At 51.2% G+C, this 12,991-nt stretch carries 11 protein-coding genes; 3 read left to right on the forward strand and 8 right to left on the reverse strand.

From position 1 onward, the window contains the following. Positions 1–71: 71 nt before the first annotated feature. Positions 72–1,493, reverse strand: coding sequence for a 2Fe-2S iron-sulfur cluster-binding protein (locus Q8W24_RS16395; protein ID WP_305475972.1), 1,422 nt, complete (start codon positions 1,491–1,493; stop codon positions 72–74). 243 nt (positions 1,494–1,736) lie between these two features. Continuing rightward, positions 1,737–2,879: a DNA alkylation repair protein gene (locus tag Q8W24_RS16400; RefSeq protein ID WP_305452760.1), complete on the reverse strand. Its 1,143-nt coding sequence runs from the start codon at positions 2,877–2,879 to the stop codon at positions 1,737–1,739. A 210-nt stretch (positions 2,880–3,089) separates the two neighbouring features. Here Q8W24_RS16400 and pgm point away from each other — a divergent pair, with 210 nt between their 5' ends. Then, on the forward strand, positions 3,090–4,736 hold the full coding sequence (pgm, locus tag Q8W24_RS16405; RefSeq protein WP_303432308.1) for a phosphoglucomutase (alpha-D-glucose-1,6-bisphosphate-dependent): 1,647 nt from the start codon (positions 3,090–3,092) through the stop codon (positions 4,734–4,736). Between the two features lie 80 nt (positions 4,737–4,816). Here the strand turns inward: pgm and cowN are convergent, their stop codons facing one another. The 3 genes from cowN to Q8W24_RS16420 all read right to left on the reverse strand — a co-directional run bounded on the left by cowN (position 4,817) and on the right by Q8W24_RS16420 (position 7,086). Continuing rightward, positions 4,817–5,149: a N(2)-fixation sustaining protein CowN gene (gene cowN / locus Q8W24_RS16410; RefSeq protein WP_303432307.1), complete on the reverse strand. Its 333-nt coding sequence runs from the start codon at positions 5,147–5,149 to the stop codon at positions 4,817–4,819. Between the two features lie 127 nt (positions 5,150–5,276). Next, complete coding sequence (locus Q8W24_RS16415) at positions 5,277–5,939, reverse strand: Crp/Fnr family transcriptional regulator (RefSeq protein ID WP_303432306.1); 663 nt, start codon at positions 5,937–5,939, stop codon at positions 5,277–5,279. Further along, complete coding sequence (locus tag Q8W24_RS16420; protein ID WP_303432304.1) at positions 5,923–7,086, reverse strand: PilT/PilU family type 4a pilus ATPase; 1,164 nt, start codon at positions 7,084–7,086, stop codon at positions 5,923–5,925. Before Q8W24_RS16420 ends, Q8W24_RS16415 begins: the two co-directional genes overlap by 17 nt. A gap of 562 nt (positions 7,087–7,648) precedes the next feature. Between Q8W24_RS16420 and Q8W24_RS16425 the strand changes: the two genes are divergently transcribed. After that, positions 7,649–7,954, forward strand: a complete 306-nt coding sequence (locus tag Q8W24_RS16425; protein WP_303432303.1) for an antibiotic biosynthesis monooxygenase — start codon at positions 7,649–7,651, stop codon at positions 7,952–7,954. Positions 7,955–8,111: 157 nt separating this feature from the next. Here Q8W24_RS16425 and rlmKL read toward each other — a convergent pair whose 3' ends face one another. Next, positions 8,112–10,313, reverse strand: coding sequence for a bifunctional 23S rRNA (guanine(2069)-N(7))-methyltransferase RlmK/23S rRNA (guanine(2445)-N(2))-methyltransferase RlmL (gene rlmKL, locus Q8W24_RS16430; protein WP_305475974.1), 2,202 nt, complete (start codon positions 10,311–10,313; stop codon positions 8,112–8,114). 178 nt (positions 10,314–10,491) lie between these two features. Between rlmKL and rmf the strand changes: the two genes are divergently transcribed. After that, complete coding sequence (gene rmf, locus Q8W24_RS16435; protein WP_303432301.1) at positions 10,492–10,689, forward strand: ribosome modulation factor; 198 nt, start codon at positions 10,492–10,494, stop codon at positions 10,687–10,689. 127 nt (positions 10,690–10,816) lie between these two features. Here rmf and Q8W24_RS16440 read toward each other — a convergent pair whose 3' ends face one another. Beyond that, a complete protein-coding gene (locus Q8W24_RS16440) occupies positions 10,817–11,839 on the reverse strand; it encodes a quinone-dependent dihydroorotate dehydrogenase (RefSeq protein WP_303432299.1) in 1,023 nt (340 codons plus the stop codon). A 242-nt stretch (positions 11,840–12,081) separates the two neighbouring features. Continuing rightward, positions 12,082–12,786, reverse strand: coding sequence for a uracil-DNA glycosylase (gene ung, locus Q8W24_RS16445; RefSeq protein WP_370693341.1), 705 nt, complete (start codon positions 12,784–12,786; stop codon positions 12,082–12,084). Between the last annotated feature and the right edge of the window lie 205 nt (positions 12,787–12,991).

A 12,991-nucleotide genomic window follows, 5' to 3' on the forward strand; every position in this document is an offset into this window, starting at 1 on the left:
ACTTGACCCGTCAGGCCTGCAAGTCGGCTTCGTGATTCGAAACCATCCGGTAGCCCAGAGTGAGCACCGGATTAAATCGATGTCCCCTTAAGGACATAATCGCGAAAAAACATCTCATAGCTCATCCAGATAGTGATAAGCAAACCCGGCATCCGGTGTTGTTTCAGCGTTTGTTCCATCAAGGTCATTTGATAGTCAAACAACTCATCGGCATGAACCATCCAGTGTTGGTCCCTGAGTGGTTGATCACCCACTGCCGTGTTTTTTCCAGTAAAGAGGTACTGATAAAAAGCGGCAATTGTGTCTCTGGAATCCCATCGCGCCGTATGGATACCAAAATAAGGAGACAACATCGGATCGCCCAACATCCGCTGGTAAAAATCATTCGTGATCACGGCTAGCCGATCATGCGCATCAAGCCAGGCCCACAGTTCCGGTTGTGGCTCCAGCTCGTCCGACAGGCGTTCATCGTTGTTGTTATTGGTTGATGCCCGCACCGGCTGACTTTCAAATGGATCAAAGCGCATTCGCTCCGAGGAAACACCCAGTCGTAATAACTCGTTCCGTGTTTGATATACCGCTTCTGAGCCACCACATAAAAACCAGTGCGCATCCCCATAACGAATGTTCAGTGAGGCCAGGGTCGCCAACAGATCACTGCGGCCTGTCAGACCCGTGTAGTCCAGTACGTTACTGGCTTGTATCTCATCCACCAATCCGGAATTTTCGGCTTCGCCATACAGGCTGCTTTTATCCCGGGCGATATGAAGCAAGTGTCCACTCACTGCATGACCCACACGGCCCTCACCACGGCTATATTGATGACGGTCCAGAATCTGTTGGCTGATAGCGGCCATCGGTGCCAAACCAATCCCGAAGGCAATCATCACCACGCGGTGCATGTTATCTTCCAGAGAACAATCGCCATCTGCCAGACTGAGCGGCACACTCATCCCGACCTTCAGTTCGTCTGCGAGCCAACGGCTGACATGCCCCTGGCAATGACGACGGATATGAAATTCCAACAACGGGCTGCGCTGTGGCGAAGCGGCCATGGAATATGGCCGTGCCTGACCACCCGGATGATAGAGCCAGACAAATTGTCCAGCCTGATAGGACATCTCTTCTGACGGCTGGATACGTAGCTGTACTATGCCATCGCCCAACCAGCGCTTGCCAACAACAAGGCCCGTCAATGCTGGCCGGGCCAGGGTAAACATATCCACCGGGCCAGGATCGAGCAGTTCTATTGAACCTTTGATTCGGGTTTTGCAAGACAAAAAGTGCCCGCTCTCCACCAGCTCGGCAGCCAGGTTGCCGGTTTTCAAACTTTCCTGTTCAGCATCAAATCCGCTTGCCCGAACAAGGCAAGCATTACAGACTCCTGCCCGGCAAGCGTGTTCCAGTTCAACACCTTGGCGCAACAAACCTGACAGAACGGTTTCATCCTGCTTTACGTAAAAAGTACGTCCCTGATAACGGACTTTTGGCATGGTGTACTCTTGTTTCCTGTCTGGCAGGCATCTGGTGAACAATCCCGGGAGAAATACAATACAGCACAAAAAAGGGTCACTTTCTAGCAGCGGACCAATGACAAATGGCCCTCACTCTCCAGCGTTATGGCATAACGGACAAATGGACGTACCAGCCATATAAGCATTGTGAGTATCACGATACAGGGAACCTATCTGCCAGCAGAGAACAAGTCAAAAGGTTCAGATATAAATCACCAACAATCAAGGTTCAGCAGCCACATGATCAGCGCCACAAAGCTCAAATACTCCCAGTGGAAAGGCGGTACCATTCACTAACAACTCAATATGGTGGCTGCCAGGGTAATGACGCCGAGTGCTTCGTTCTGCCAGGGACAACGACTTGCCCAAGGTTATCGCCTGACCAGGCATTAATGTCAGTTGCTTCAGTTTGAACACCTTGGCTGAGGTGCGGCCACTGGCTTTGACGTAATGCACTCGAAAATCGACCATCACAGACAAAGGCTTACCGGCACTGGACGGTAATAACAAGGTCGCGTGTAATTCCACCGCTTCCCCGATCGTGACAGCAGCAGGCTGGATGCCACCTTGCGTTACCTGGACGTGCTGTTCTGTGTCAAACCCCAGTACCGCCAAGGCATCCGCATCACAGCGCTTGACGGCTGAGCGTAGCGCATGCCGCACAATCCAGCGCCGCTCCCCGGACGCTCCCTGCATCCAGCGACGACAAACATCCACCAGTAATTCCGGGTGATCTTTGCCTATATCGTTGAGGTTATTCGCCACAGAGCGTCGGACGTACAGCTCCGGGTCATCCTTGAGTTGTTCCAGCAGTGCCAGCACCGGGGCTGGATCACGCTGAAAGGCTGGCAATCGACCAGCCCATGGCAAACGGGGCCGGGTACCTTCCGAAACCAGTCTTCTGACATGATGGTTCGGGTCATTACACCAACGCTGCAAATATGCCATCGTCTCCACCGGCCATTGCTGGATAAAGGCCCGAATGCTGAATTCGGCCGTAAACCGTTGCGTCAGCTGATACAGGGCAGCCATGGATATATCCAATTGCTGCAGCCCATACGATGCGACAAAACAGGTATGTGGCAGATAGTAAAATGCCGCTATGGAAAAACTGCGATCATCGGCTAATGGCGCTCCGACAGAGCGCATCAGAATATCGAGTGCCACGTCATACTCTGCGGGTAAGTGCTGCTGCAAGACATCCGCAATATGTTGTCCCCGCGCCATCAATTCCAATGCGTCATACCCCTCTGACACCTGTTTCATAAAGGCCGTTGTATCGAAGTCTGGCCAGACGCTATCAATCTGTTGCGCCAACACATCAGCAACTTCCAATCCGTAACGGTTTTTCAGTGGTTCAGCCATACAATGGGTTACTCCCGATCGGTTGTATCCAGATCGCCCCGAAACAGCGATCACACAACCATGAGGTGGCAGAAGACATCCCGCCATTAATTAATAAAGACTGTATTGGTCACAGCAATAGTCACTTGATAACCTTGCGAATAATTGCATCTGTCACAATTATCCAGCAGCATAACAGCAGCATACTAACGAGAAGGAAGGATCGAAATTATGGCTATTCACCCGGATGCCGGAAAAGTCGCACCACGCGCCAGCCTGGTTAACGTACCTGCCCTGATGGCAGCTTACTACCGCCAGCAACCAGACATCGTGAATAACCCAGAGCAACAAGTTGCCTTTGGGACTTCCGGCCATCGCGGTTCTGCGTTTAATACCACGTTTAACGAAAATCATATCGCCGCCGTTTGTCAGGCCATTGCCGAATACCGGGCGGAAGCCGGTGTCAAAGGCCCACTCTATTTGGGTAAAGACACGCATGCCCTGTCTGAAGCGGCGTTTGGCACCGCCATGGAAGTACTGGTCGCCAATGATGTCCGTGTACGTATTCAGGATGGCGACGGCTACACGCCCACGCCGGTTATTTCACACGCAATCCTGACCCATAATCAGGATGCCGACCCCGATGATATGGCGGATGGCATTGTGATCACCCCTTCTCACAATCCACCGGAAGATGGCGGCATCAAATACAACCCTGCCATGGGTGGCCCGGCAGATACTGATATCACCAGCTGGATTGCCAACCGCGCCAACGAACTGCTGGCCAACGATCTGGATGAGGTTGAGTGGGTCCCCGCAGAAGACGCCAACGAAAGTAAGCTGGTCGAGGATTTCGACTATATCGGCCACTATGTCAACGATCTGGGCAATGTCGTGGATATGGCTGCGATTGCCAAAGCGGGTATCCGGATTGGTGTGGACCCCATGGGCGGTTCCGGACTGCATTTCTGGGAACCCATTGCGAGGAAATACAACCTCGACATTACCGTCGTCAACGAAGCCATTGACCCGACTTTCAGCTTTATGTCTCTGGATAAAGACGGTCGTATCCGTATGGATTGCTCCTCGCCATACGCCATGACCAACCTGTTGGCGATGAAAGACCAGTTTGATATCTCGGTCGGTAACGATCCGGATTACGACCGTCACGGTATTGTCTGTCCTTCGTCTGGCTTGATGAATCCGAATGCCTACCTGGCCGTTGCGATTGAATACCTGGCAACCCATCGTCCTGACTGGCCACAAACGGTGAAATTCGGCAAGACACTGGTGTCTTCTGCCATGATTGACCGGGTCGTGAATGGTCTGGAACGTGAGCTGTGCGAAGTGCCGGTAGGCTTCAAATGGTATGTAGAAGGCATGTTCAAGGGTGAAATGGCCTTTGGCGGTGAAGAAAGTGCCGGGGCATCGTTCTTGCGCAAAGACGGCAGCGTCTGGACTACCGATAAAGACGGTATCATCATGGCTCTGCTGGCGGCTGAAATTCTGGCCGTAACAGGTAAAGACCCGCAACAGTTGTACGAAGAGCAGGTTGCTCGCTACGGCCGCCCTTACTACAAACGTATTGATGTACCCTGTGCCGCTGAACAAAAAGCCGTATTGTCTTCACTGAGTGCCGACGCTGTTCAGGGAGATACTCTGGCGGGAGATGCCATTACCCGTATTCTCACAACAGCCCCCGGTAATGGTGCACCGATTGGTGGCCTGAAAGTAGAAACCGCCAACGGCTGGTTTGCTGCACGTCCTTCCGGTACCGAGAATGTCTACAAGATCTATCTGGAAAGCTTCGTGTCCGAAGCACATATCGATCTGTTGGAAGCCGATGCCAAGGCACTGGTAAATTCCGTACTGGGCTAACATCATCGATTTGTCTGTTGCCGTTCAGGCTCAGACAGATAACGGCAGTTTGCCTCGCAAGCTGCCGTTACTTCTCTCCATTAACAACACTCCTGCTCCAGCTGCCACAACAATGACAGCACTTCTTCGTCCTCACAGCTCTCCAGATAGCTGTACAAGCTGTTCATTTGGGCGCCGATAAAATACAGATTATCCTGATTCATCGCCGCTTGTTGTGCACGTTTTTGTTCGAAGTATGTTTTCCAGCGCATATCGCCATGGTCATTTGCCAAATGGTTTTCCAGCATGGAAATCAGCCGATTGGCATTACCATCACAATCGATACCACAGAAGCTGACATAACGATCCCGGGAGTCGCTACCAGGCGGATTGGCAGAATGCGGTGAGGTGGTGCAAGTATCTGGACTATTCATAGTGATCTCATTATCAAGTGAACCAGATCACAAGGTAATCGTTGGGCCTGAACGATTCTGTCAGCCAGCTGACAGTGTGGAAGCAGATGCATTAATGAACTTGCAGGCACGCCATGGCCAGTCTGGATCAGGATACGCTCGCCAACTGCTGTAAACGCTGCGTATCCAGTAAAATCAGGTGCTGGCGATCCGGACGTGCCACCAGACCATCACGAATCATCCGGTTCAATAATGTCGACAAGGTCTGACGCGATGTGCCTAGCAGGCTGGCTAACAGTTCGGTCTGCCCGGTTAATTGAATGGTCTGGCACTGCTGGGTACTTTCTTCCAGTAACAGATAACGGGCCAAGCGGGATTCCACTGACCGGAATGCCAGGTCTTCAATCAGAGTCGTTGCCTGTTGCAGCATCTTCCCGATTTCCCGCATTGCGGTAATGGCAATTTCCGGTGCTTCCACAATCAACAAGGTGAGCTGCTCGATAGGCCAGCTGGTGATGCTGGTGGGTTCCAGAGATTCGACCCAGGCGCGGGTATGAGTCACGTAAATACTGCCCGGCTTGAGACAGCCCAGCGTCAGCTCCCGGTGTTCTGCTGAAAGGCAGATTCGGGCACTGCCGCTGTTTAACATAAAAATCCGGTTATGAGCCATCCCCGGACGGCAGATCATCTCTCCGGTGTCGTAGAGATTTTGCCGTCCGGCAGGTAATCGCTGCAGCCAGTCAGACTCCATACCAGAGCCTGGATGATTGGCATGTGTGTGAGGCCCATGGCCATCAAAGTTCGCTGTCACCGTCTTCCGGAGCCTTGTCTTCCATCAAACTGAATTCCATCGCCGGTTTGCCATCGGCACCTGTGCTCTGGTCGCTTACCATGGTGCCGCCGCTTTCTGCCAGCTTGATCCGCAAACGCAGGTTGTTGGGAGAGTCGGCATTTTTCAAGGCGTCATCCAGGGTAATCCGGCCTTCGCGGTATAATTTGAACATCGCCCCATCAAAGGTCTGCATGCCCAGGTTTTCGGATTTCTCCATAACTTCTTTAATGCTTGGAAAATCACCGCGCATGATCATGTCTTCAATAGTCTTGGTACCCAGCATCACTTCGACAGCAGCACAACGCTTGCCATCGGCAGTCGGAATCAATCGCTGTGATACAAATGCCCGCAAGTTTTGCCCTAGCCCCATCAATAACTGCGGGCGGCGCTCTTCCGGAAACATATTGATAATCCGCTCCAACGCCTGGTTGGCGTTGTTGGCATGCAGGGTCGAAATCGCCAAATGGCCGGTTTCTGCAAAAGCTAACGCATGTTCCATGGTTTCGCGGTCACGAATCTCACCAATCAAAATCACATCCGGGGCCTGGCGCAAGGTGTTTTTTAGCGCCGCATGGAAACTTTTGGTGTCGGTGCCGACTTCACGCTGATTCACAATACATTTTTTGTGCTTGTGAACAAACTCGACCGGGTCTTCAATCGTGATGATATGACCGCCAGCACTGGCATTACGGTGATCAATCAGTGCCGCCAAAGAAGTCGATTTACCCGAACCGGTACCGCCGACAAACAGGATAAGACCCCGTTTTGATAACACGACGTCCTTCAAAATGGGAGGCAATTTCAGTTTGTCGAGATTGGGAATCTCGGTATTGATATTTCGCGCCACAATCGAGACTTCGTGGCGTTGCTTGAAAATATTGATACGGAAACGTCCGGCACTGTTTGAAATCGCCAGATTCATTTCCATTTCTTCAGCAAATTCTTTCTGCTGCGCCTCTGTCATCAACGAGTTGGCAATAGCCTCCACTTCGCCCGGGCCAAGTGATTCCTTCGACAATGGCCGCAATTGCCCCTGAAACTTGGCGCAAGGTGGTGCCCCGGTACTGAGATACAAATCAGACCCGTCTTTATGGGACAAAATATTCAGCCAGGCTTCCATACTCATAGAACGTTTATCTCCTGCAATCGATACATATACAAACAACGGAGCTGCAAGTTTTTCCTTTAGGGGACATCTTATTTAACCCTGCACGGCTCTGCGCGAGTGTTGCCGTTGTTCAGGGTAAGGCGACGAATGCAGCGAAATGACGAGTCCTTTTCAAATTCGTCAACACCGCACTGGACGGCGGCAACCCGCGCCCTTCGGGGGCTGCCGGATGATCTCGACTCGGTGTCGCCGACGTTTGACTTGACCCGTCAGGCCTGCAAGTCGGCTTCGTGATTCGAAACCATCCGTTGGCCCAGAGTAAGCACCGGACTAAATAGATATCCCCTTTAGCTTACAGCGACTTGGCAATAGGCCATGACTGTATTATGAGAGCTGACCCAGGTGTCAGCCCAGCCATGCCGAATGTGATACAAATCACAATCAATCGATCATTACCGCACGATATGCCTCCTCAAACAGTGGCGTGCAGCTATGCATCTGGCAATCACGACTATTAACGACAGCAATCCTGCAGGTATTATCACGGTGATTCATTGCATCATTTTTTATGGAGAACACCATGTACATCGCCATGAACCGCTTCCGCATCAAACCCGGCTGTGAGCAAGACTTTATCGATATTTGGAAAAATCGTGACACCTTCCTCGACACCGTCCCCGGCTTTGTCTCCTTCCATTTGCTGCAAGGCAAAACCAGCGAAGAACAGACATTGTTTGCTTCCCACTCCGTATGGGAGTCACGCCAGGCCTTTGAAGACTGGACCCAGTCTGAAGCCTTCCGCAAGGCACACGCCAACGCCGGTGGCGCTCGTAAGGATATCTATATGGGCCCGCCGCAGCTGGAGTGTTTTGAGGCGGTGCTGTAACAGTAGCCATGGTTATAACAGTGTTGGCTACTGTTGTAGCAGAAACAAAAAAGGCGCAAACAGCGCCTTTTTTATGGACAATCACGACAGAATCATAACGTCGAACAAACTGACAATTTTTATCATTTCAGCCATAGAGAGTACAGAGACGCCACCATCAGGACGGTTCGGCAACCTGGATATGGAAGCAATGATGGATATTCGGCCGACGTGAATAATCAAATGGCACAGACCATTTACTTACATTGCGGATCGTGAGCCCCGGTAACGCCTGATCTTCCATGGTGAACTTGCGCATATTCGTCGAAAAAACCAGCGTTCCCCCCGGTTTGAGGCAAGCGACTGCCTGCTGAATCAAGCCCACGTGATCACGCTGGATATCCAGCACCCCTTCCATGCGTTTGGAGTTGGAAAAGGTCGGTGGATCCATAAAGATCAGATCGTATTGTTGCGAGCAATCACCCAGCCATTGCAACACGTCTGCCTGGACAAAAGCATGTTGGCTACTATCCAGACCATTCAGGTCGAAGTTCTCTTTCCCCCAACCCAGGTAAGTCCGTGACATATCCACACTGGTGCAGGCTGCGCCGGCTTCTGCCGCATGAACGCTGGCGGTCGCGGTGTAACAGAACAGGTTAAGAAACGACATACCTGGCTGCGCAGCTGCGCGCTTGGCAATGTCCAAGCGAGTCGGACGGTGATCCAGAAACAGTCCAGTATCAAGATAATCTTTCAGATTTACCCATACCTTGACCCGACCTTCCAGCGTCGGAAAGCGGTGACGGATCACCCCGTTGGTGGAACGCTTTTCATACTGGCGTTTACCACTCTGACGCTCACGACGTTTCAGTACAATCTGGTCCGCAGCAATGCCTGTAATTTCTGGCAAGACGGCCAGAACATCCAGCAAGCGCCGTTCGGCCTTGGCTTCTTCAATGGTTTTGGGCGGCACATATTCCTGTACATGCAGCCATGCCGCTCCTTCCTCTGGGCCTTTGGAAGCATCCAGATACCAGTCGATGGCAACAGCGTATTCCGGCAAATCCTGGTCATACACCCGATAGGAAGAAATGGACTCACGTTTGGCCCATTTTTGTACCGGCTTGAGGTTTTTCTTCAAACGATTGGCGAATGCTTCCACCGGACCACGAATCATCGAGGTTTGTGGCCGTGATGAACGTTCATCTGCGGCACCGAATACCAGTAACTTGGTTTCGATCTGGCCATTCAGCAAGTTATATTGCTTATCTAACGGTCGTCTGATAACTCGTGACAGATCAGTATTGCCTGTAAATACCGCCAGCTTCCATTCCGGCATCTGCATGGTGGCATCATGAAACTGTTTATAGAGTGGCGACAGTTGTGGCAGCTCGCTCAAGCGTTCTCCGTACGGAGGGTTACAGATCACCATGCCGCCATCGGCAATCACTTCATGACTGACCCGCAACTGCTCAATCGAGCGACGTTCCAGGTGGATATGGCCTTCCAGACCAGAGCGCGATACGTTGGCAGCGGCTGCTTCCAACTGTCGGGCATCATTGTCAAAACCATAAAAGCGACTGCGCACAGCTTCCAAACCGGCTGTGCGACGTAAGCGGGCCTCATCAACCAGTGACAGCCACACTTTACGATCATGACCACGCCAGTGCTCAAATCCATGCTGCTGCCGATTCAGACCAGGCGCAATATCAGCAGCCATTAATCCTGCTTCAATCAGCAAGGTGCCTGAGCCACACATAGGATCAACCAAATGTTTACCTGCTGCTGCCAGCGCTGGCCAACCGGCCCGGATCAGCAAGGCTGACGCTAACGTCTCTTTTAATGGCGCCAGACCTGGTTGCAAGCGGTAGCCACGGCGGTGCATGCCCGAACCACTGAAGTTGTAATACAAGGCCAGCTTGCCTTTACGCAGCTGAGCTTCAATCCTCACATCACCATGCTTGTCGACATTGGGACGCGTGCCAGTATCCAGACGAAAGCGATCGACAATGGCATCCTTGATTTTCTGGGCACCAAACTGGGTGTTATTGATAAAGTTTGTGCGACCATGGAAGTCGATCCGGAAGGTCGAGGACGGTGAAAAAACCTGCGTCCAGTCAACCTGGCGCGTTTCTTCATATACTTGGTCGACATTGCTGACCTGACTTTCATGTACCGGTAATAATATACGGCTCGCCAATCGGGACCATAAACAGACCCGATAGGCCGTCTCCAGGTCTCCTTTCCAGTGCACCCCCAAGTGGGTTTCACGCTCTACTTCTCCACCCAACTCTTTGATTTCATTGGATAAGAGAGATTCAATACCTTTACTGCAAGTAGCCAGCCACAGGAAAACCGTGGATGAATCAGAATTTGTCATAGTCAAATTGGCCTATTCCTTCAAATAGCCTGTGGCTACAAGAGGTTGTCATTTTATAGAAATATATTCGTTAACAAACCCACCCTCAACGCGCTACAACTGTAGACGTCGCTGAGGGAGATCGTCTTGAACAGAACGACCAGCAGCGATATTTGTTTAATAAGCGAGGATGCATCGTATGAAAAAACAGAAACGCGATCTGCAAGAACGAGCTTTTTCCCGCGGCTATCGAGCCGGTGTTGAACGTCGTTCCAAAGATCTGGCGCCGCCAGAAGGACCGATGAGAGATGCTTGGTTATCCGGTTGGCGTTCAGGTCGATCAGACCACTGGGATGGTTATACAGGCGTTTCTGGTATTCATCGTATGGTCGTTTGACCACTTAACAACTCCGAACTTCAGGCCGTAGGCCGCCCATACCCCAAACCTCCTCACCCGGGAGGTAGGCCCCAAAAGCGGGGCCTCATATCTCTAGCTGATCGTTACCGAACGGGTAATCGCCCGGTTACTGGCTATTGGCTACCGCTTCAACGGCTTCGCAAATCAGCTCTGGGCCACGATAAATAAAGCCGCTGTAAATCTGTACCAGCTGGGCACCCGCCTTGATCTTGTCAATCGCGCCAGCCCCATCAGTAATACCACCCACACCAATAACCGGAATTCGGCCATCCAATGCTTTGGTCAGGTTTTCCAGCATTTCTGTGGCTTTTTCTTCCAATGGCGCGCCACTCAAGCCACCTTGCTCATTTGCATGCAGGCAGCCTTCCACACCAGTACGATCCAGTGTGGTATTCGTCGCAATCACGCCATCCATACCACAATCCACCAATGAATTGGCGACCAGTGCCACTTCGTCGGTATTCATATCCGGTGCAATTTTGACGAAAATCGGCTTGTAGCCAAAAGATTCTGACAGCACCTTTTGCCTCTCTTTCAGCGGTTGCAGCAGCTCTTTCAGGGCATCACCGTATTGCAGGGTTCGCAACCCCGGAGTGTTGGGAGAGGAAATATTTACCGTAATATAAGTCGCATACGGATACACTTTTTCCAGACAAATCAGATAATCATCGACCGCATTTTCTACTGGCGTATCAAAGTTCTTGCCGATATTAATGCCCAATACCCCCTGAAAACGGGCCGCCTTGACCCGATCAACCAGGTAATCAACCCCTTTATTGTTAAAGCCCATACGATTAATGATCGCCTGGCGCTCTGGTATACGGAACAGCCGAGGTTTCAGATTTCCCGGTTGTGGCCGAGGAGTGGTGGTGCCGATTTCAATAAAACCGAAACCAAGCTGCGCCATCGCATCGATATAATCGCCATTTTTATCCAGGCCTGCTGCCAAACCAACCGGATTGGGAAATTCGATCCCTGCAACCGTCACAGGGTCATTTTTCACCTCCGGTATCATCCATGACAACACTTTCAGCCTTTCTGCCGCACCCAGCAAATCCAGGCTGAGTTCATGGGCAGTTTCAGCGTTCAATCTGAATAACAATGGGCGGAAGGCACCGTACCAATCCATATCAAACCTCGTAGACAAAATCTCAACACGGTCAAAACCAGAGTCATCATCATGCCTTGCTGACTCTGAACCTGGCTGTACCGAAGGAGTTGGAAAATGGCAATAATTATACGTCACTCAGCCCAACAATGCGCTGTAACTTGAGCTTTCGTTCTGGACAAGCGAAAATGACGAAAAGGTTTCAGGCAAGGATGGTTGCCGATATTGACCAGCTATAAAGCCAATATGGCATACCTGAGCACTCACAATTGCCATTGAATAGGCGGCTGTCCCCGACTGACAAGATATTGGTTGATACGTGAAAATGGCTTCTGGCCAAAAAAACCACGATGGGCTGATAGCGGTGAAGGATGCACAGACTTCAGAACCAGGTGCTTGTTCTGATCTATCATCGCACCTTTTTTCTGGGCATAACTGCCCCAAAGCACAAAGACCAAACCATCCCGCTGTTCATTCAATCGTTGAATAACAGTATCTGTAAAGCGCTCCCAGCCTTTTTTCTGGTGGGAGCCGGCTCTGGCTTGCTCAACCGTCAGTGTAGCATTCAGCAATAAGACTCCTTGATCTGCCCAAGGAGTCAGGTCGCCACTACCACTCATCCTGATACCAAGATCAGCTTCCATCTCTTTGAAAATATTTGCCAGAGAAGGAGGAATACGGGTACCGCTTTGCACGGAAAAACTCAGTCCATGAGCCTGCCCAGGGCCATGGTAAGGATCCTGGCCAATAATCACGACACGTACTTGTTCAAACGGTGTGTGATTAAATGCGTTAAAAATAAAAGGCCCCGGTGGAAAAATGACTTTACCAGCCGCTTTTTCCATTGCCAAAAACTCACGTAGCTGACGCATATAAGGTTGATTCAGCTCATCACCGAGTACTTGCTGCCACGATGAATCAAGTGCACCAGCTTTAGACATAAACAATCTCATTTCAGCAAGAATTATAGCGAAAGGTTAGCCTATCGTTATCGATAAACTCAACTCTCTTGGTTCCTGTTTGCAGCATATAGTCGTCTAACCATCCATGTCCGCCCTTGCCTTCTCACAGGTATAAAAAAACCCCGCCCTGCATGGCAGGACGGGGTATTTCGTTTAAGAGCTTGACGATGACCTACTCTCACATGGGGAAGCCCCACACTACCATCGGCGA

Origin of the sequence: Oceanobacter sp. 4_MG-2023 (genome assembly GCF_030689165.1) — a bacterium.
Classification (GTDB): domain Bacteria; phylum Pseudomonadota; class Gammaproteobacteria; order Pseudomonadales; family Oceanobacteraceae; genus Oceanobacter.

Bases quoted from the DNA above. Each gene is read 5' to 3' on its own strand.
- Q8W24_RS16395 (WP_305475972.1), bottom strand. From the start codon at position 1,493: ATGCCAAAAGTCCGTTATCAGGGACGTACTTTTTACGTAAAGCAGGAT.
- Q8W24_RS16400 (WP_305452760.1), bottom strand. From the start codon at position 2,879: ATGGCTGAACCACTGAAAAACCGTTACGGATTGGAAGTTGCTGATGTG.
- pgm (WP_303432308.1), top strand. From the start codon at position 3,090: ATGGCTATTCACCCGGATGCCGGAAAAGTCGCACCACGCGCCAGCCTG.
- cowN (WP_303432307.1), bottom strand. From the start codon at position 5,149: ATGAATAGTCCAGATACTTGCACCACCTCACCGCATTCTGCCAATCCG.
- Q8W24_RS16420 (WP_303432304.1), bottom strand. From the start codon at position 7,086: ATGAGTATGGAAGCCTGGCTGAATATTTTGTCCCATAAAGACGGGTCT.
- Q8W24_RS16425 (WP_303432303.1), top strand. From the start codon at position 7,649: ATGTACATCGCCATGAACCGCTTCCGCATCAAACCCGGCTGTGAGCAA.
- rlmKL (WP_305475974.1), bottom strand. From the start codon at position 10,313: ATGACAAATTCTGATTCATCCACGGTTTTCCTGTGGCTGGCTACTTGC.
- rmf (WP_303432301.1), top strand. From the start codon at position 10,492: ATGAAAAAACAGAAACGCGATCTGCAAGAACGAGCTTTTTCCCGCGGC.
- Q8W24_RS16440 (WP_303432299.1), bottom strand. From the start codon at position 11,839: ATGGATTGGTACGGTGCCTTCCGCCCATTGTTATTCAGATTGAACGCT.